This is a genomic window from Nostoc parmelioides FACHB-3921 (assembly GCF_014696625.1).
Taxonomy (GTDB): domain Bacteria; phylum Cyanobacteriota; class Cyanobacteriia; order Cyanobacteriales; family Nostocaceae; genus Trichormus; species Trichormus parmelioides.
On the sequence record NZ_JACJQL010000038.1, the window covers coordinates 45,361 to 65,636 of the forward strand.

Below are 20,276 nucleotides of genomic sequence, written 5' to 3' on the forward strand. Positions count from 1 at the left end.
TAAATCAATCATGCGATATTTTTTGGGTTGGTTAATATTAGGCATCTTGGGATTTACTCTGCTTACAGCTTGCAATCATCACACACCTCAAAATATATCCTCTTTACCTAAACAACCAACCACAGAATGTCGCATGGTTAAACACACAATGGGGGAAACCTGTGTTCCCATTCACCCCCAGCGTGTTGTCACCTTATCATCATGTACTTTAGGTAATGTTCTAGCCCTTGGGGTTAAACCCATCGGTACAACTAACGAAGTTTACGTTGAGGGACAATCTCTGACATCGATTAATGGTGACACAGAAGGAATAAAACTACTGGGACTTTCACAACCAAATTTAGAAGCAACATTACTACTCAAACCAGATTTAATTATTGGTGTAGATTGGTTCAAGCCAATTTATCCTTTATTATCTAAAATTGCCCCTACAGTATTAGGTGAAATTGATTATATAAACTGGCAAAGACATCTGAGTTTTGTAGCTGAGTCTCTGGGGAAAAAAGATGTTGAAAAAGCACTTTGGGAACGATACTATCAGCGAATAGAACAGCTAAAAAAAGCACTAGAAAATCGCTATCAAGGCAAGAAAGTATCCTTCGTAACTTTTGGGAGCAATCAGATATATATTGATTCCAAAAATTCATTTCCTGGTTCTATTATCAGTGCTGCACTTTTACAGCGTCCATCTGCACAAAATATTGATGCAATCTATGGATCTTTTCCTATTTCCCTAGAGGAACTAAAAAAAGCTGATGGTGATATTTTATTTGTGACTACTTTTGCAAAAACAGGTAATGAATTTCTAGCAAAAAAACAACAAGAGCCACTTTGGAAGACTCTGAAAGCTGTGGAAGAAAATCATGTTTATTATGTTGATTTTATGGCATGGTCTGGAACAAATATGCTGGCAACTGATGTAGTAATTGATGACTTGTTTAAATATCTTGTTAATGCTCCTTAATATAGCTGTTCTCAGAGGATGTTTTAAAAGTGGGGGTGTATTGTAAGAAAGCCCACAAGGTTTATGCTGAGATTTGTAGATAACAGCACCTTGTGAGCGAATGACTAAAGCATACAGTAGCAATTTGATATGGGAACAGTGGAAATTGATTGCAGGAGAGTTTGCATCAGAAAAAGCTGGTGGTCTTCCAAGGACTGTAGCTTTATTTGCTGTAGTCAACGCCATTTTCTATGTGCTTTGTGAGGGATTTACATCGAGAGGCTTACCAGGAGACTTTCCACCTTGGCATCGGAAACATTCATTTATATTGCCACGATCCGAATCATGATTCGACGGCTTGCATAGTTTTTAGCTCTTTCTGACTTTCAAAACATCCTCTCACCTAGTGGTACACAGATTACTCTCAAGTCTTTACAAGAGCAACTATCATCCTTGGCTAAAACAGTAAATCAAAAGTAAGGTGTGGTATGATTATTGCTAATAAATAGCAATAATTTGGTTTTGTGTCCGTAGCCCCATGATATTAATATTCAATAAATTAGAATGGGACGAGATGTGGGAGCAGAATGTCAGCCCTGAACTGCAAAAGTTTGGCTCTGATGCGTTTGAGGAAGTTTTGGAGATGCCGCAACTTGCTGGTCAGGGTTATTCTTGCCACATAGAACTATCACCTGGGGTATTGTTGGGTTTTGCGGACTGCGAATACCACCAGGATTTGATGATCAAGACACCTGCCCACAAACATTTGATTCAAATTAATATTTTGTTATCGGGATTCCTTGACTGTGATGGAGTTCACCCACGTTTGGGTGGAACGCGCAGTTATTTTTCTGGTAGTGGGATTTCGCCTGCTGTCACCGACAAGCATCAAGGGGGAGAGCGTTTGAGTTTTGTGAATGTGGAAATTGAGCCACAGGTGCTGGAATCGTTTTTGGACGATGGACAACGCCAGCTAGACAATATCAAGCAACTATTCAAGGGTGAGGATTGGAAGGTGGCGTTTTACCCAAAGGTGACAGCAAAAGTGCGCTCGCTCGCTCAAGAATTATGGCATCCACCCTATCGCGGTGCAGCCAAACGCCTCTATTTACAAGCCAAGGTGTTTGAGTTATTAGCCTTGTATCTAGACTTAATTGCTGACAATCAAGAACCAGTTTGCAATCTACCAAGGCTCAAACCAGATACAATTGCCCGTATCCACCACGCTAAAGAAATTTTAACCGCTCAAATCGAGCATCCACCGTCACTATCAACACTAGCTCAACTGGTGGGCGTGAGCGATCGCACCCTACAACGCGGTTTTCAAATACTTTTTCAAACAACGGTGGTGGGCTATTTGACACAGTTGCGGTTAGATAAAGCCGAACAATTATTACGCCAAGGCGATGTCCGCAACAGGCAACGCCAACCAACAGTAGCAGAAGTAGCAAATCTCGTAGGCTATGGGCATTTAGGTCATTTTTCGGCAGCATTTAAGCGGCGATTTGGCATCACACCTAGACAATGCTTGGCAGGTAACAAGACGGTTTTTGGAGGATAACTGGCGGTTTTTGGATAGACACCCTGGGATGGACTTTCCTATACTACTGTAACTGCTATTAAGAATTATTAGCAGTAAGATAGTTGATTTTGATAAGTTTATTGTGTGGTGTGAGGAACAATGAAGCGTTGGTGTTTGTCCCCTAGTATTCATTTTTGGTTTATCATCAGCCTTTGTGGATACTTCAATATAATTGCAGTACAACCGGGATGGGCAAAGGATAAACCCAATTCCCAAGATACAGAAACACTAGATATACCCTCTTTATCCCAACAACAAAAAAACAATTCTCCAATTCCCCAACTAAGTGAAATTGAACTGCCGGGGACTAGTGCCATCATGTTAGTACAGACACCAAGCGGGGATATTGTACCAATTACATCTGTCAAAGCTAATCCCACCGAGAAAGGTGTCGAGGTAATTTTAGAAACTAATCAAGGGGAAAAACTGCAAATCACAAATCGCAGTGAAAATAATAACTTTATTGCAGATGTTCCCAATGCTCAGTTGCGTTTACCATCGGGAGAAGCTTTCACATTTCGTTCCGAAAAACCAACTGCGGGAATTACTGAAATTACAGTTATAAATATTGATGCTAATACTGTACGCGTCACCGTGAACGGTGAGACGGCTTTGCCCACAGTTGAGTTATTTGATGGGGATGAAGGGCTGATTTTTGCAGTAGCATCTACGACAACAGCGATGCAGCAACCGCAAGAAAAACCAGCAAGTGAAACACCACCAGCAGAACCAACAGCGCAGCAGGATGAACCAATTGAGTTGGTAGTGACGGGAGAGCAAGATAGATATCGTGTCCCCAATGCCAGTACAGTGACAAGGACGGATACACCTCTGCGAGATATTCCCCAATCGATTCAGATTATTCCCCAAGAAGTTTTGCGGGATCAACGCGCCGATATATCCAGCGCACTGCTGAATGCTCCCAGCGTGCGTAATGCCGCACCTTCTAATTTTGATTCGTTGCGATTGCAAGTACGGGGATTTTTTAGCCAACCTACATTGAATGGGATTAAAGAGACTAACGGTTTAGCCTCTAACGTGGGGCCTGATTTGACAGGAATTGAAAACATCGAAATTCTTCTAGGGCCAAACTCCGTTTTACTGGGTTCAACATCTCCAGGTGGAACAGTCAACTTTGTCACCAAACAGCCGTTACGAGATCCTTACTACTTTATTGAAGCTACTGTGGGTAGTTTTGATTTTTATCGTGGTGAAGTGGATTTATCGGGGCCTCTAGATGATGAGAAAAAAGCCCTATATCGGCTGAACGCATCTTACAGAGATCAAGGATTTTTTACTGATCTGAGCCAAACTAGAAACTTAGTAATTGCGCCTGTTTTGAGTCTGGAACTGAGCAAAAATACAAATTTGACCATTGAAGGAACTTATAAGTACCTAGAGCAAGACAACTATAATTTAGGCTTACCTGCAATTGGGACGATATTTTCTAACCCTAATGGGGATATACCTCATACCCGCATTACTAATGAAGGTAGTCTTGATGTAACAACTGCCAGGATTGGATATAGGTTAGAGCATAAATTTAATGAGAATTGGTCATTAAATAATTCTTTTCGATATGGATACCTGAACTATGAAGGTACTGGTGTTAACGTTGGAACAAGGCTTTTAGCCGATAATCGTACCCTACTAAGAACCGCTAACGATTCAAACGATCGCTATCGAGACTATAGACTGACAACAAATGTGATTGGTAAGTTCACCACAGGTGTAATCCAGCATCAATTACTCTTTGGTATTGATTTAGGAAGGTTGAACAATAGCTTAAAATTTACGGGTAGAGCAGCAGCATCCATTGACTTATTTAATCCGATTTACGGTCAACCAGTGGGAGCAGTCACATTTGAGCTTGATACTAACACCGTCACTGATGAACTTGGCATCATCATACAAGATCAGGTAGTGATCGCCGATAACTTAAAATTACTCGTCAGTGGTAGGTTTGATACCTTCACCCAAACCAACACAGACCTGCTAACCGCTACAGAAACAAGTCAATCAGTAAGTGACTTTAGTCCCCGTATGGGTATTGTATATCAGCCGATTCCACCTATTTCCCTCTATGCTAACTATAGCCGTTCCTTTGAGCCAACTATTGGTCAAGCCTTTGATGGTAGTGAATTTGAGCCTACAAGGGGTACGCAGTTTGAGGTGGGAGTAAAAGCAGATTTAAACCAGAGACTTTCGACAACACTAGCTTTCTATGACATTACCCAGTCCAATATTTTAACTGACGACCCAGATAACCCAGGCTTTTCCATTCAAACCGGAGAACAGCGCAGCCAAGGTATTGAACTCAGCCTTACAGGTGAAATTTTACCCGGATGGAATGTGTTTGCGAGTTACGCCTATAACGATGCTCGTGTCACAGAAGATAATAGCATTCCCGTAGGCAACCGCGTACAACGGACAACTCCCCATGCTGCTAGCTTATGGACAACCTATGAAATTCAGGGAGGCAATTTGCAGGGATTGGGTTTTGGTTTAGGATTGTTTTATGTAGGCGATCGCGCTGGGGATACTGGAAATACATTTGAAGTGCCTAGCTATTTAACAACTAATGCAGCTATCTTCTACAAAAAAGACGGATTTCGTGCGGCGATTAATATCAGAAACCTCTTTGATGTGGACTATTTTGAAAATGCGTTCAATCGCTTGCGCGTCTCTCCTGGTGAACCATTTACAATCCAAGGAACTGTTTCTTGGACATTTTGATAGTCCCATGATTTTCTAACTCACACTGGAGGATAAAAGCTGACAGGACTTATTTAGACCTTTTCAGAAACAATAACTTTCTCAATTTCTGGAGATGTGTACCAATCCTGTTTTCTCAAGCACAAGTCTATGAAAATAATTTCCCGCCGCTTTATTGTCCTATTTTTATTAGGAATTTTGCTATTTACTGCTCTTTGGGCTGGTAGTAAAAGTTTTACTTATAAAGCTACAAAATCAATATCTCAACAACAAAGTGCAAAATGTCGAATGGTACAACACGTCAAGGGAGAAACTTGTATTCCCTTCAACCCACAACGAATTGTCACCTTAGATTTCAATAGTTTTGCCGCAGTTTTGGCTTTAGACACCAAACCCATCGCCACTTGGATTACAACTGAAATAGAAGATGAATTTCGTTACTTTCAAGGAAAAGCCGATGGAGTTGAAATTTTACATAGTTCCAGTGGTCAAATTAATTTAGAAAAACTTGTATTACTCCATCCCGATTTAATTATTGTGATTTCCCATCCAGGATTTGCAGAAGTCTATAGATGTGCTGCACAAATTGCACCTACAGTAGTTCTACCTTGGGTCGAGACTAGAGGAAACTGGAAACAACACATTCAAGATGTTGCAAATGTTCTGCAAAAAACAAATACAAGTACTCAACTAATAGATAAATATAACCGACGTGTTCACAAATTAAAACAGACAATTAGTAATCATCGGGAAATTCGCACATCATTTGCTTATGTTGCTGCGGGACGATTAGTTATTACTCGTCAACAATCTTTTGCGGGAGGAATTTTAAATGATATTGGCATATTAAATCCTATATTTGCAGAATCTGGTGACAATGATTTACCTATTTCTGAAGAACTCCTACCCAAGATTGACAGCGACATTCTATTTATTGCACTACTACGAAAAGATGACTACTCCGTCATCAAACAGCTTCAGCAAAAGCCTTTATGGTCTAAAATCAAAGCTGTGCAGCAAAATCAAGTGTATCCAGTAGATTTTTCTGTTTGGCGTGGACTCAATATTCTTGCGGCTCAAGAGATGCTCAATGACCTTGATAAATACATAGTTAACATCACTTAATATTATGTCGAAATATAATCTATTTGTTTGCAAATCTTGTCACCGTTCCTCCCAAGAAAGACCAGGAAATCCCCCTTTTGATGGTAATATTTTCCTTGATAAACTCAATGATTTATGTATTGATAAATTTTCATGCAATGAACTTGAGATTCAAGCTGTTGAATGTTTGTGGGCTTGTAATCAAGGCTGTGTTGTAGCTGCTTCTCATCCAGATAAACCTACCTATCTTTTCGTAAATTTGACTCCAGAACAAGGTGCAGCATCATTACTGGAATTTATGCAGTTGTATATCAAGAGTCGCAAAGGTGTAGTACCTTGGAAACAATTGCCAGAACTGTTGCAAGCTGCTATTTTCGCGCAAATTCCGCCTGTGAAATCATAGCTAGAGATTATTAGGGACTTCCAGAAAATAAATTATCCAATTTACTCAGATAATATTTTTCTTTCTCCCCCTGCTCCCTGCTCCCTGCCCACCTGCCTACTCAGCGATGGGATATTTTTTTAGTTGGAAGTCCCTTAAAGCAACAGCGATCGCCCTTATCTTCACTAAAAAGTCAGAAAATAACCAAATTAACCCAAATAACGCGCAATTGCTGGTATAAGCACCAACTAATTTTCCTGCGGATGCGATCGCCATCACATCTGTGTGTTACAAAAATCACCTCTAAATTGCCTTTTTGGGATAGAAATTTGCCGTTTCTGGATAGAATTCACATATCAAAAAATAGTAATATTTATATATTTTGGTTGACTGCAATTGCAACGACTAACTAGAAAATATAAATCTCTGAATTTGAACTCAGATAATGACATCTACATTTCATCATGTATCAAATAAACTCTCTCCTTTACAACGGTTACTCAACTACGGACAAAAATATCGTGGACAGATTTATCAAGCCTCTACTTACTCAGTAATTAATACAACTTTAGATATAGCCCCGCCTTGGTTAGTGGGTATTGCTGTAGATATATTAGTCCAACAACAAAGTTCTATAATTGCTAAATTTGGTATTAAAGAAGTAGTATGGCAATTTGCACTACTTTCATTAATTACCATTATTATTTGGGTCTTTGAATCACTTTCTCAATATGCGTATGACCGACTTTGGCGCAATGTCGCTCAAAATATCCAGCATAATTTACGCTTAGATGCTTACAATCATTTACAACAATTAGAATCAGCTTATTTTGAAGACAGCAGTACAGGCGGTTTGATGTCGATTCTTAGCGATGATATCAACCAACTTGAAGACTTTTTAAATGGGGGCGCAAATGAAGTTATTCAAGTGACAACTTCCTTGATGATTTTGGTTATTGGTGCATTTTGCATTTTACCAATTAACATTACTCTGGCAGCAATGTTACCTATGCCCTTTATTCTTTGGGGTTCGTTGATATATCAAAAACGTCTCGAACCACTTTATGCTAATGTCAGAGAAAAAGTTGGCTTTCTTAACTCACGTTTGGCTAATAATATTAGTGGAATTACCACAATTAAAAGTTTCACGGCAGAAAATTATGAAAATGCCAGGTTAGCAGAAGAAAGTGAAGCTTATAGAAAAAGTAATACCAAAGCTATTAAACTTTCTGCGGCTTTTGTCCCCTTAATTAGAATGTTAGTTTTAGCTGGGTTCACTGCTTTATTATTTTTGGGAGGTATGGCTGCATATTCACAAAAAATATCCATAGGTAATTACAGCGTTTTACTGGTACTTGTGCAGAGATTATTGTGGCCGTTGGTATTTTTAGGCGAAACTTTTGACCACTATCAAAGAGCAATGGCTTCTACTAAGCGGGTGATGGATTTGTTAGATACTCCTATCCAAATTACTACGGGAGATATGCCTTTAATTGTGGAACAAGTGCGGGGTGAAGTTGATTTTAAAAATGTCACTTTTGCTTATCGGAATAGTGCCACAATAATTAAGGATTTATCATTACATATTCCGGCTGGAAAAACTATTGCTGTTGTTGGTTCTACAGGTTCGGGTAAAAGCACATTAGTCAAACTTTTGCTGCGATTTTATGATGTTTCTAGTGGTGCAATTACAATTGATGGGATTGATATTCAAAAGTTAAATTTATCTGATTTGCGTCGTAGTATTGGTTTAGTTAGTCAAGATGTCTTTTTATTTCATGGTACCGTGGCAGAAAATATTGCATATGGTACTTTTGATGCGACTGAAGAAGCCATCATCAATGCTGCGAAAGTCGCTGAAGCCCATGATTTTATTATGCGGCTTCCCCAAGGTTATGAAACAATAGTTGGGGAGCGCGGACAAAAGTTATCTGGGGGGCAACGCCAACGGATAGCTATAGCTAGAGCAGTTGTCAAAAATCCGCCGATTTTGATTTTGGATGAGGCCACATCTGCGGTAGATAATGAAACAGAGGCAGCAATTCAACGCTCTTTAGAAAAGATTACTGTAAATCGGACGACTATTGCGATCGCACATCGTCTTTCCACCATCCGCAATGCTGACTGCATATATGTGATGGAATCAGGACAGTTGGTGGAATCGGCAACCCATGAGGAATTATTAGAGAAAAATGGGATTTATGCGAGTTTATGGCGGGTACAATCGGGCTTGAGGTAGTTGTCAGCGTTTACCAGCTTCAATTAATCACGGTGCATAAGTGGACGTAAACCGTTTTTTTGACTGCCCTTATTAGTAGTTATGCAATTTAGACGCGCATTAGCTTAATACAGTTCAAATCAGCAACCTTCCCCGAAAGGCATATCTTTCCTCACAAGATCCTCACATTTTTATTTGAGAATTAGTTGCACTAAAGCTCAACAATAAATTTCTATGGAATGCCATAAATGTCAATCACAGGGTCAAAGTTGTGGAAAAAAATCGGGCGGATTACCATTATTTCGCAAAAAGCAGCAATCTGGGAATAGAGAAGTTTGTTCAAGTCTCCCAATTGCTCTGGTAGGAATGCCTAATGTGGGTAAGAGTGTATTGTTTAATGCCCTGACTGGAATTTATGTCACAGTTTCTAATTACCCTGGGACGACGGTAGAAGTGAGTCGGGGACTAATGCAGATAGGGGAACAAAGCATAACAGTAATTGATACACCAGGGATGTATTCACTGCTGCCCATCAGCGAAGAAGAAAAAGTTGCCAGAGATTTATTACTAACAGAACCTCTAGCATCTGTAATTCATGTGGTAGATGCGAAGAACTTGGGACGAATGCTGTCTCTCACCTTTCAACTCATCGAGGCGGGATTGCCGGTTATACTTGCCGTCAACATGATGGATGAAGCGCATCATTGGGGGCTAGATTTGCGGCAAGAGGCACTGGAAATAGAGTTGGGAATTCCCGTAGTTTGCATGGCGGCAGCTTTGAACCAAGGGATAGATGAATTGAAACACAGGATTACGCCATTCCTGCCAGTTGAAGCTGTCATGATACCAGCGTAAGTTTTGGAGATCAGGAGAGAAGGGGTATGATTAATCAACTTATCTATCCAGAACCAATTGAAGCCGCGATCGCACAACTCGAATCATGGTGGCAAACTTTAGGTAATCGCTATTTATTTGGGAATCACTCACTCTCACCCCGTAGTCTAGCTTTATTATTGTTACAGAAAGACTCAGGACTATGGCAAACTTTGCAACAGGATCAAGAACAGTGTCGTCATCTGGAAGTCTTGATTACTGTCACGCAAAATCAACTCAGACAACCCATTGGATTAGCGATCGCCAATACTCGCCAAAGTCAGTCTCATGCTATAGAAAGAACAGTTTTGCATGAAACCAGACTGGCGCGATCGTCATTCACGGAAACAATCCACAAACTCACAGTCAACCCGATTACAGGCTTCCCGATTCTTGTCGTCATCCTGTACTACGGAGTCTACAAATTCGTCGGTGAATTTGGTGCAGGGGAACTAGTTGATCGCATCGAAAGCTTTTTTGAATCACAAATCAATCCCTTCGTCAACCAAATCACCGCGCAAATTATTCCCTGGAAAGCAGTTCAAGACTTGATTGCTAATGACTATGGCATCATCACCTTGGGGATTCGCTACGCTACGGCGATCGTCTTACCAGTGGTTGCTACTTACTTCTTGATGTTCTCGTTGCTAGAAGATAGCGGCTATCTCCCACGTCTGTCATTAATGCTGGATCGCTTATTTAAATCGGTCGGCTTATCTGGGCGCGCAGTCATTCCAATGGTGTTAGGCTTAGGCTGTGACACAATGGCAACGATTGTCACCCGTACCTTAGAAACCAAACGAGAACGGTTAATCGCTACCTTTTTACTCTCCCTGGCTATACCCTGTGCAGCGCAGTGGGGTGTGATTGTGGGCTTACTAGCACAAAAACCCGCCGCCTTACTGTTTTGGGGAGGCTTTATCACTGCCATCTTCTTAGTAGTTGGCTATCTCACCGCCAGATTATTACCCGGTACTTCTGGCAGATTTTATATGGAAGTTCCGCCTTTACGTCTGCCCAAATTGCAGAACGTCCTCATTAAAACCTGGGTACGGATGAAGTGGTATTTTTTGGAAGTATTGCCGTTATTTATTTGGGCTTCAGTCTTGATTTGGGCGGGAAGATTAACCGGATTATTTGATGTGATTATCCGGGCAATTGAACCTCTGACTTTGGCTTTAGGAATGCCAGCACAAGCAGCACCAATATTCCTCTATGGCTTCTTTAGAAGAGATTACGGTGCAGCCGGACTGTTTGACTTGCAGCAACAAGGGAGCTTGTCAGGTAATCAGCTAGTGGTGGCGGCGATCGTTTTGACTCTCTTTCTACCCTGCATTGCTCAATTGCAAATGCTGATTAAGGAACGGGGAACTAAAACTACTATAGCGATCGTGCTGTTTATTTTCCCCTTCGCTTTCCTGATGGGATATGTCGTCAATCTCGGCTTAACCTTATTTGGAGTGAACTTTTAAGATGAACGCCTTATCAACAGTCAAAATTGGTCAACCGCAAACCGTTGTTTGTTTGCGAACTCAAGATGATGCGATTTTACAAAAGCTAATGGCATTCGGCATTTTACCAGGTAGCAATTTAGTGCTAGAGCAACGCTTTCCATCCTACATCATCATGGTCGGCAGAACCCGCACCGCCTTGGATCAGGAAACAGCGCAAAGTATTTATGTGGAATCGCGTTGAATCTCTTTTGGGGACTGGGAAATATTGAGATTTCAAGTTCCTGATTCTCTCTGCATCTGTGTATGAGAAATCATCCCACAATTATGCAACACGAAATCTAAAATAGTATCGCAAGGAATCAGAAATATGCTATCGCAAGCAATGATTGATCGATTGAATCAACAAATCAACTTGGAAATGTATTCTTCCCATCTTTATCTGCAAATGAGTTCTTGGTGTGCTTATAAAGCTTTGGAAGGGTGCGCTACTTTTCTTAGTCAACACGCCGACGAAGAGATGATGCACATGCGTCGCTTGCTCAATTATTTACATGAAACAGGTTCATTAGCGGTAATTAGTGGAATGCAAGCTCCACCAAGTAATTTCTCTTCGCTGAAAGAACTGTTTGAACAAATCTATGAACATGAACAGTGCATCACGCGGAAGATTAATGATTTGGTGCATTTAGGGAATACAGAACAGGATTATTCTACCCTGCAATTTCTGCAATGGTATGTTGCAGAACAACATCAAGAAGAGTTTTTGTTTAAAGGGATTCTCGATAAAATTTATCTGATTGGCACGGAAGGACAGGGTATATTTTTCATTGACCGAGAAATTGCCAATCTAGCAGCAACCAAGGGCAACGAAGCTACTGCTATGACTGCATCTGCATAATGATAAAGTAAATATTAAGTAGGGTGTGTTACGGCAGTGTGAGGATTTGAGTATGAGCTACAGTATAAATTGCCGTAACGCACCCTAAAATTTAAGCTTTACTTTATAAATCATCTCTAAGTCCTAATAGGGAAATTAGTTAACTATTTCTAGAGATTTTTTGATTTGTTTTAACTGTTTCCAAAGTTGGTGAATTTGTTTATAAGCATCTTCTGGCGAAATTTTTCCACCTGTTTGGAGACTACAAATATAATTGACACGTTGAGAAAACTCTTGCAGATGGGCATTGAACGCTATATACTCCGCTTTGAATTGTCCATAATATGGATTACGCGGATAGAGAAAGTCACATAATTCTGAGAGAAAATCAGAGTTATTGTTCATAGTATTTAATTAGGAATAAGCTGCGTATTTATCTGAAAATAAATAACATTTCCGCCTCAATATGATTGCAGGCTTCTTTTCTCTAACTTCCATTTTCGACCTTTTTGACAAGCATTACAAGCAGCAGTTTTTGGTTCAAAGTCAATACAGCCAATTGCTTGATCCGAACAAGCCTTTTTGGGATTTACTGTACATTTTAGGCGATAGTCATTAGTGAAAAACTCACAACTATGGCAAGGTATTTGATGCAAATTCCATAAAAAGTGTATTCCTTTAATACAGGTTATCCAAATACTCCAAAATAATAAAATCATTATTGACCAAGCAGATAAGGCACACAAAATTGTAGCCATGACTATTTATTACTCCACAAAATTGTTAGGAAATTGCCCACAGTCAATTACTTTCAACCGTAGGCAGTTTAAGGAACTCAAGAATAGCTAGTATTGAGGGGAATTTTTAAAAATTAAAAGAACTAGGAAATACTCTTTGCTCTCCAAGCGTGCCAAGCATAACCTAAGAAAACTAAAATCCCTAGAAAAAATTGAATATTTGCCAGACCTGAACGTTCTGAGCCATAAAATTCTGGAGGGAAAACTGTCGTGTTATATCCTATAAAGCTGGCAGAAATCCAAGCCATCAAGGCTAAACCCAGCAAACTGTAAGATAGAATTTCCTCACCATTTTCGATTGGTAAAATTCGTCTTACCCACGCAAAGGGCTGTACAACAATATGCCATACACCGCCGACAATTAAAATGCCACTAACCCAAATATGACCGCCGATGACATCTTCTAGGTTGTCAACACTGGCTAGTCCTAAAGAATGCCAGATATGATCTTTTAAGCCTACTAAATAGCTAAAAATGATGCCTGGGTTGAGAGTAGGGTTAGTAATTAGGCGTACATCTCCTAGATGAGTGTCATAAATTCCACCCAGAAACATGGCTTTTAGCACTAGTAAAAAAGCTCCTAAACCTAAAATAATTAGGTGATGTCCTAAAATTAAACTCAATTGTTTAGGGTCATTCCATTCATAATGAAATTTCGCTACTCTGCCACCGTTATTATATAAAACTGCCGGAGCGCGAAACACATGAAATAGTCCACCTGCACCCAACACCGCAGATGCAATTAAATGCAAAACACCAATAACAAAATAGGGATAGGTATCAACTACTTGACCCCCAGCACCTACTCCCCAACCCAAAGTTGCTAGGTGTGGTAATAAAGTTAAACCTTGCTCATACATGGGGATGTCAGGAACAAAGCGAATCACTTCTGAGATAGTAGTTGTCCCTACCCAAAACATAATTAAGCCTGCATGGGCAATATGTGCGCCTAATAATTGACCAGATAAATCAGTTAAACGAACATTACCAATTAACCAAGGTAATTTTGTATTAGCTGCAAAAGTTCTATCAGTAGAAATTGCCACTGTTACATATCCTCTCTAGAAAAGTGCTGAGTTTTGTCATAGACTCAGCACGGGAACTTATCACTCAGAGTCGAGATCGAAATTTACAAATAACTACTAATCATTCAGCGCTACTAATGGCATTCAATGACTTTTCAATTTGTCTAAAGTCAACGCCAATAGCTCGTAGCGCGTGCCACAAATGACCTTGTAGGAAGAAGAAAGCTAAGAAGAAGTGGGCATTAGCTAACCATGCTCTAGCACTATAAGCACCATTGGCTAACTTGACTGTATCGGCAAAATAAGGCGTTACACCAAATTTCAGTTCCAAAGGAGCGCCATAGAACTCTACAGGATAAGCTAAGGTGTTGACTGCACAGAAGTAAGCAGCAACAAACCCAGCTAAGGCAATACCACCCAAAGAGTAGGAAAGAATAGCTTCACCAGAAAAGATTAAGAGCTTTTTCGCCCAAGGTAAAGGTTCTTTCAGGATGTGCCAGATACCGCCACCAATGAGGAGCAAACCTACATAGATGTGACCACCGACTAAATCCTCTAAGTTGTTAACAGTCACAAAATGGGTTTGATAGCTATAGATAACAGCAGGGTTGAGGGTGGGATTTGTCACCACTCTGACAGCCTGAATTGTTGAGTCGTATAGTCCTCCCCAAAACAGGGCTTTTCCTACTAACAATAAAGCTGCCACACCCAAAAACAGGAGATGATGCCCTAAAATCAAGCCTAGTTGTTTAGGTTCGTCCCATTCAAAGTGAAATTTACGAGCAGAACCAGTTGTGTTTTTTAAGTTGCGCGGCCCTTTGAAGGTATGAAAGAGCGCACCTGCTCCTAAAACAGCAGACGAGATTAAATGTAAGGCTCCAATAACGAAGTAAGGGTAAGTGTTGACTACTTGACCACCATTACCAACACCAAAACCCAAAGTAGCTAAATGGGGTAATAAAATCAGTCCTTGATCTCCCAATGGAAGATCAGGATTGTAACGGGAAATTTCAAACCATGTAAACGCCCCCGCCCAGAGAGTTGTGAGTGCTGCCTGTGCTACGTGAGCGCCGATAAATAAGCCAGAAAGGTTGGCGAAGCGGGCATTACCAACCCACCAATCATATTTGACATTGGGATTATCGTATGTCTGCATTGGTTCCTAATCCATGAGTTGTTGCCATAAATACTCAAGTATTTACCACTTAAGTTCCACCATGAAAAGTTGAGAGAATAACTAAATATCACGCAAATCGTTGAAATTAATTGCTGAATTTGCTAAACACAACTTTAGTTTATTGAAAGTATTTCCTATTTATTTAATTGCTTAATAAAAATTAATAATTAACAATTAGAGAAAATTAAGCACAACAAAAAAGGCGACTTACTAAATTAATTTGTCGCTATTATCAAGTTACAGAATAAATTCATAGGGGTATATATACGCCCCTAAAAACACTGGCTAATTTGTCAAATTGGGGGAAAGTAGTTGAGATTTGAGCCTTGGTTGTAAATGATATTGTTGCCAAAAGCTTAACATTTGTGCGCCAACTGTTTGAGGATAAAAGTAGTGAAAAAAATGGTACCCTTTGGGACATTCCCAGAGATGATCTTCTGGTTTAGACCAATTGAGCCAATCCTGTAATGCTGATAAATTTACAACTGGGTCGTTTTTACTACCGCATACCATCATAGGTATATCAACACCTCCTGGGGGTAAATGCACTAACTTAAAAAGAGAGTGTGACAAGGGAAATTGTTCTAAATCCCGAACTAACACTGCCATTAACTTTTTAGTAGTATTATGTGGTTGCTCACCAAAGAGATTGCGAACGCTAATAGCCAAAATTTGTTCACGACTGATGGTAAATAGTTGTCTTTGCAGATAGTAGTGAGCGTGCCAAGTATTTGCAGGTTGAGGGGCTACAGCTAGAAGAATAAGCGATCGCACTTTCTCAGGATATCGCCGCGCATAAGTTAAGGCGATCGCACCACCAGCACCATGACCAGCTAAATTTACTGGATCAGAACACTGTGACAAATACTCATCTAGTGACTCTACAGCCTCATCTATCGAACTACCTTCATCCTGATCTGCAATATATTCCCACTGAGCCACTGTCACAGATTGCGATAGGTATTGTAGTAACGGTTTGTCAAAACGTTGCAATACATGACTAGAACTGACCCAAACAATATCAATATCATTGGACATAAAAACTCTATTACCTCAAAACTTAAGCAGATTAGATAACCACCAATACACATAGATAGTTTTCAAACCTTAGCGTTATTCTGCGGTTAAAACCAAATTATCTGTGTGCATCAGTGGTCAGACATCAAGTACAAATGATCAAACTACAAACCAAACTCTCTCTTTAACTGAGATACCCAAGATTTGATCCGTTCATCGGTCAAATCAGATTGATTATCCTCATCAATAGCTAACCCGACAAACTTGCCATTTCTTAACGCCTTAGAATCATTAAAATCGTATCCCTCACTAGACCAATAGCCTACAGTTTTACCACCACGTTGAGAAATTTTTTCTTCCAAAATGCCAATTGCATCCTGAAAATTATCCCCATAGCCTATCTGATCGCCAGTGCCAAAATAGGCAACTATATTACCATTAAAATCTGTGTCATTTAGTTTCTGGTAAATACCTTCCCAATCGCTTTGGAGTTCGCCAATATTCCAATTAGGACAACCAACAATCAAATACTGATAATCATCAAAATCATTAAGTTCTGCTTGGGAAACGTCGTTTAATTCGAGTACACTATCACCAAATTCATCGCGGATAATTTCTGCTACAGATTCAGTCTTACCTGTTTGAGTACCGTAGAATAAACCAATTTTTTTCGCCATTTTGACACCTGATATTTAGAAAAATAAACTACTATTGGTAATCAATAAGAAAGCAAACAATGCTCCCCCACAACTACCCACCGTCCAACCAGAATTAAACTCACTCCAAGACTTAGCTGTTTTGAGATTTTCTGGTAACTCTCCTTGAGGAGCTTTTTGATTGGAAAACCATGCTCTGCCATACAACCAAAGGCAAATCGATAAAATCAACAACAAACCAAAAGTTGCCAGTAGACCAGCTTGATTGGCTGACTCTGTATTCCGCAGAGGGCCTAATTTGACGAAAGGGCCAAGCAAGAAATAACCATGAGCCATGCCTATTTCTAACCCACGAGCAAAGGGAGACAAGCCTTGACGATAGATAGGTAGATTTGCCAAAAACTTCAGCGTCAAATCAGAGGTATTGACTGGGGTTTGTAGGTTCCCTAGTTCTGGTGTATCCAGATAGTTAACTACTCCCTGCTCAAAATTCAATCCCGCAGCTAAGAAACGCCCTCTCAAAGCGTGCCAGATATGACCAGATAGAAACACAATTGCCAAAACAAAATGGCTAGTTGCTAACCAAGTACGAACCGAAATCACTCCTGATGTGCTGCTCAGTCCCAAGGGTCCATAGAATTCAGTCGGATAAACAGTATCATTGACAGTCACAAAGTATGCTGCTAATAAACCCATGTATGCCAGAGCGCCAAGACTGTAAGACAAGTACGCCTCACCAGACCAAAAAAGTATCTTTTTCGCCCAGGCAAAAGGTTGAGTTAAGATATGCCAGAATCCGCCACCAATGCAGAGAATACCTACCCAGATATGGCCGCCAACAACATCTTCTAAGTTATTGACAGCAGCCATTCCTTGCTTGCCAAATGTACCGAAGAGATAGCCAAAAATCCGAGCAGGATTGAGAGTGGGTTCGGTAATGACTCTAACGGATGCAACTGATGAATCGTAAAGACCACCCCAAAAGAGGGCTTTCGCTACTAACAACCAAGCACCTGCACCTAACAACAATAGATGAATGCCGATGATGGTAGTCATCTTGTCTTCATCTTCCCAGTCGTAACCAAAGAAGCCAGGAAATTTCTGGTTTTCTGGCAATACTTCCGGCCCCAAAAGCGCGTGATAAATTCCCCCAGCACCGAGTACAGCCGAACTGACCAAATGCAAAACACCAATCACAAAATAGGGATAAGTATCAATGATTTGTCCACCATCACCAACACCAAACCCTAAAGTTGCTAAATGGGGCAGTAAGATTAACCCTTGTTCGTAGATTGGTTGAGAGGGGTTGTATTTAGTGATTTCAAATAGGGTCATTGCCCCTGCCCACAGTACAATTAAGCCTGCATGAGCAATGTGCGCTCCTAGTAACCGACCCGACTGATTAATAAACCTAGCGTTACCTGCCCACCATCCATATTGTTGGAGAGTGATTGTTGCTGTAGTCATAGTTAAATTACCTCCCCACGGGTTGGACGTAAGACTTTGCCGATGCGGAAATCAAAACCCGCAGCCCGGAGAGCGTGCCAGAGATGCCCTTGCAAGAAGAAAAATCCCAGCCAAAAATGAGCATTTGCTAGCCAAACGCGAGAGGATAGTAAATCTGCACCTTGGAAGTAAGGAAAACGGTCAAACCCAATACTCAAAGCTGTCCCGAAAAACTCTACAGGGTAAGCCAGTGTGTTGATAGAGACAAAATAAGCGGCAATGAAACTCATTAAGCTTAAGGCTCCTAAACTGTAGGAGAGGTAGGCTTCTCCCGACCAAACAAAGAGACTTTTGACAAAATCTGAAGGCTCGGTGGTAATGTGCCAGATACCCCCGGCTATGCAGAAAATACTTACCCAAATGTGACCACCAACTAAGTCTTCTAGATTATCGACTCCAGCAATCCAGTGTTTGTGATTACCAAGCAAGTAGCTAAAAATTGTGGCAAAGTTCCAAGTAGGGTGAGAAATTATTCGTACTTCTCCCAAATTGGAGTCGTATAAACCACCAAAGAAGACGGCTTTAGCAACGAGTAAGCTTGCTCCTAGACCTAATAGAATTAGGTGAATACCTAAGATAGTCGTCATTTTATTAGCATCTTGCCAACGGTAGCCAAAGAAGGAAAATCTTTCTTCTAAAATGGTAGGGCCTCGGAGAGCATGAAAAATTCCGCCTAGACCAAGGAAGGCAGAGCTAATCAGGTGTAATACTCCAATCACAAAATAGGGATAAGTATCTACCACTTGACCGCCACTACCCACACCCCACCCCAGGGTTGCTAAGTGGGGTAAGAGAATTAAACCTTGCTCATACATTGGTTGCGAGGCCTGGAAATGGGCTAGTTCAAATAAAGTTGTTGCCCCTGCCCACAGCACAATTAAGCCTGCATGAGCCACATGAGCGCCTAACAGTCGCCCTGAAAGATTAGTTAACCGAGCGTTCCCTGACCACCAAGGAATAGAGTCTGGGGTTTGCACAGCCATGCTCGTCATCATGTCATTTCCTAAGAATGGTTGTGATCTGGGAAAGACTTATTGATATATATATTCAATAAGCTCCCAGCATATCCTATCAGATTTATTGAGATAAATTTTCATTAATCAAGAGAAATTTTGTAAAAGGCAGAATCAGGGTATGTCCGGATGTAATACGGTTCGGTTAAGCTCAAAAGCAGGTAGACTGAGGGGTGTCACTCAAGTGTACTGATGTTGAATGCAACTCAAAGAATTCTCACTGATCTCGTCAGCAATTAAGTCGGGAACAGTACTCAAAGCTCTAGAAACAGCTATATCGGCACAGGCAATCACGCAGTCCATCGCAGACACAGACAGTAATGAGGAACGGAAGCAGGCTTTAGCAACAGATTTGATGATTTGTTTGGTGATTGCAATGAGCTTGTGGTCAAAAGCATCAATGAGAACAGTACTGAAAAATCTGGTAGATGGGTTGAGTGAAGTGTGGATCAGAGTTGGGCAATATTGGCGAGTACCCAGCAAGTCGTCAATAACGGAAGCCAGACAGCGTGTAGGATGTAGGGTGATGAGCCGCTTTTTTCATTTGGTAGTTCGTCCTTGTGCCATCGTCCAAACCCCAGAGGCTTTTTTGGGGGGCTGCGGTTGATGGCACTAGACGGGACAGTATTTGATGTTCCAGATACTGTGGCAAATGCAAGAGTATTTGGCTACCCAGCAACACGCCCAGGTACGGTAGCTGCTTTTCCCAAGGTTCGTTTGGTACTGTTGATCGAAGCCGGAACACTTGAGGGGGCGACAAGAATAGTCAAAGTATTACAGGGAGTGGCATACAAGTAAAATACCCTCTCAAAAAAAACGATTCTTATTGACGAATGGCACTAAGAAAAGCGGAAAGCCTTATCAATTAAGCAGTTTGCAATTGTTTGCGTAACTCATGCCGGGGCTTGGTCAATCTGGGGTAAGCTTTGGGGCGGCG

General features: G+C 40.8%; 20 protein-coding genes and 1 pseudogene. 12 read left to right on the top strand and 9 right to left on the bottom strand.

Annotated features, from left to right (window positions below):
- Nucleotides 1–10: 10 nt before the first annotated feature.
- The 6 genes from H6G14_RS21655 to H6G14_RS21680 all read left to right on the top strand — a co-directional run bounded on the left by H6G14_RS21655 (nt 11) and on the right by H6G14_RS21680 (nt 6,747).
- Entirely contained in the window at nt 11–964 is a 954-nt protein-coding gene (locus H6G14_RS21655) for an ABC transporter substrate-binding protein (RefSeq protein ID WP_190569493.1), read from the top strand.
- Nucleotides 965–1,064: 100 nt separating this feature from the next.
- Nucleotides 1,065–1,292 carry a transposase gene (locus H6G14_RS21660; protein WP_242053504.1) on the top strand — a complete coding sequence of 76 codons (228 nt, stop codon included), beginning with the start codon at nt 1,065–1,067 and terminating at the stop codon, nt 1,290–1,292.
- Nucleotides 1,293–1,481: 189 nt separating this feature from the next.
- Nucleotides 1,482–2,504, top strand: a complete 1,023-nt coding sequence (locus tag H6G14_RS21665; RefSeq protein ID WP_190569495.1) for a helix-turn-helix transcriptional regulator — start codon at nt 1,482–1,484, stop codon at nt 2,502–2,504.
- Between the two features lie 120 nt (nt 2,505–2,624).
- On the top strand, nt 2,625–5,261 hold the full coding sequence (locus tag H6G14_RS21670) for a TonB-dependent siderophore receptor (protein ID WP_190569497.1): 2,637 nt from the start codon (nt 2,625–2,627) through the stop codon (nt 5,259–5,261).
- A gap of 129 nt (nt 5,262–5,390) precedes the next feature.
- Nucleotides 5,391–6,365: an iron-siderophore ABC transporter substrate-binding protein gene (locus H6G14_RS21675; protein ID WP_190569499.1), complete on the top strand. Its 975-nt coding sequence runs from the start codon at nt 5,391–5,393 to the stop codon at nt 6,363–6,365.
- Nucleotides 6,366–6,369: 4 nt separating this feature from the next.
- Nucleotides 6,370–6,747, top strand: a complete 378-nt coding sequence (locus H6G14_RS21680; RefSeq protein WP_190569501.1) for a DUF1636 family protein — start codon at nt 6,370–6,372, stop codon at nt 6,745–6,747.
- A gap of 96 nt (nt 6,748–6,843) precedes the next feature.
- Here the strand turns inward: H6G14_RS21680 and H6G14_RS21685 are convergent, their stop codons facing one another.
- The gene (locus H6G14_RS21685; protein ID WP_190569503.1) at nt 6,844–7,002 is read right to left on the bottom strand and encodes a hypothetical protein; all 159 of its coding nucleotides are present in this window, start codon (nt 7,000–7,002) and stop codon (nt 6,844–6,846) included.
- 169 nt (nt 7,003–7,171) lie between these two features.
- Here H6G14_RS21685 and H6G14_RS21690 point away from each other — a divergent pair, with 169 nt between their 5' ends.
- From H6G14_RS21690 to ftnA, 5 genes are all read left to right on the top strand, one after another.
- Complete coding sequence (locus tag H6G14_RS21690) at nt 7,172–8,965, top strand: ABC transporter ATP-binding protein (protein WP_190569505.1); 1,794 nt, start codon at nt 7,172–7,174, stop codon at nt 8,963–8,965.
- 213 nt (nt 8,966–9,178) lie between these two features.
- A complete protein-coding gene (locus tag H6G14_RS21695) occupies nt 9,179–9,799 on the top strand; it encodes a FeoB small GTPase domain-containing protein (protein ID WP_190569507.1) in 621 nt (206 codons plus the stop codon).
- Between the two features lie 26 nt (nt 9,800–9,825).
- Nucleotides 9,826–11,289 (top strand): ferrous iron transporter B, encoded by a 1,464-nt coding sequence (locus H6G14_RS21700; protein WP_190569509.1) that lies wholly within the window; start codon nt 9,826–9,828, stop codon nt 11,287–11,289.
- A 1-nt stretch (nt 11,290) separates the two neighbouring features.
- Complete coding sequence (locus H6G14_RS21705) at nt 11,291–11,512, top strand: FeoA family protein (RefSeq protein WP_190569511.1); 222 nt, start codon at nt 11,291–11,293, stop codon at nt 11,510–11,512.
- Nucleotides 11,513–11,638: 126 nt separating this feature from the next.
- Nucleotides 11,639–12,169, top strand: a complete 531-nt coding sequence (ftnA, locus tag H6G14_RS21710) for a non-heme ferritin (RefSeq protein WP_190569514.1) — start codon at nt 11,639–11,641, stop codon at nt 12,167–12,169.
- Between the two features lie 135 nt (nt 12,170–12,304).
- On the opposite strand, the gene H6G14_RS21715 is transcribed toward ftnA, so the two are convergent.
- The 8 genes from H6G14_RS21715 to H6G14_RS21750 all read right to left on the bottom strand — a co-directional run bounded on the left by H6G14_RS21715 (nt 12,305) and on the right by H6G14_RS21750 (nt 19,318).
- The gene (locus tag H6G14_RS21715) at nt 12,305–12,553 is read right to left on the bottom strand and encodes a DUF7219 family protein (RefSeq protein ID WP_190569516.1); all 249 of its coding nucleotides are present in this window, start codon (nt 12,551–12,553) and stop codon (nt 12,305–12,307) included.
- Nucleotides 12,554–12,609: 56 nt separating this feature from the next.
- Nucleotides 12,610–12,906 carry a hypothetical protein gene (locus H6G14_RS21720; RefSeq protein WP_190569518.1) on the bottom strand — a complete coding sequence of 99 codons (297 nt, stop codon included), beginning with the start codon at nt 12,904–12,906 and terminating at the stop codon, nt 12,610–12,612.
- A gap of 122 nt (nt 12,907–13,028) precedes the next feature.
- Nucleotides 13,029–13,991: a chlorophyll a/b binding light-harvesting protein gene (locus H6G14_RS21725; protein WP_190569520.1), complete on the bottom strand. Its 963-nt coding sequence runs from the start codon at nt 13,989–13,991 to the stop codon at nt 13,029–13,031.
- 100 nt (nt 13,992–14,091) lie between these two features.
- Nucleotides 14,092–15,126, bottom strand: coding sequence for a chlorophyll a/b binding light-harvesting protein (locus H6G14_RS21730; protein ID WP_190569522.1), 1,035 nt, complete (start codon nt 15,124–15,126; stop codon nt 14,092–14,094).
- 306 nt (nt 15,127–15,432) lie between these two features.
- Nucleotides 15,433–16,185 carry an alpha/beta fold hydrolase gene (locus H6G14_RS21735; protein ID WP_190569524.1) on the bottom strand — a complete coding sequence of 251 codons (753 nt, stop codon included), beginning with the start codon at nt 16,183–16,185 and terminating at the stop codon, nt 15,433–15,435.
- 143 nt (nt 16,186–16,328) lie between these two features.
- The gene (fldA, locus tag H6G14_RS21740; protein WP_190569526.1) at nt 16,329–16,841 is read right to left on the bottom strand and encodes a flavodoxin FldA; all 513 of its coding nucleotides are present in this window, start codon (nt 16,839–16,841) and stop codon (nt 16,329–16,331) included.
- A gap of 15 nt (nt 16,842–16,856) precedes the next feature.
- The gene (locus H6G14_RS21745; RefSeq protein WP_190569528.1) at nt 16,857–18,287 is read right to left on the bottom strand and encodes a chlorophyll a/b binding light-harvesting protein; all 1,431 of its coding nucleotides are present in this window, start codon (nt 18,285–18,287) and stop codon (nt 16,857–16,859) included.
- Between the two features lie 2 nt (nt 18,288–18,289).
- Nucleotides 18,290–19,318: a chlorophyll a/b binding light-harvesting protein gene (locus tag H6G14_RS21750; RefSeq protein ID WP_190569540.1), complete on the bottom strand. Its 1,029-nt coding sequence runs from the start codon at nt 19,316–19,318 to the stop codon at nt 18,290–18,292.
- A 310-nt stretch (nt 19,319–19,628) separates the two neighbouring features.
- On the opposite strand from H6G14_RS21750, the pseudogene H6G14_RS21755 reads away from it, so the two are divergent.
- Nucleotides 19,629–20,083: pseudogene (locus tag H6G14_RS21755) on the top strand (transposase domain-containing protein); the annotation flags it as partial.
- Nucleotides 20,084–20,276: the final 193 nt, after the last annotated feature.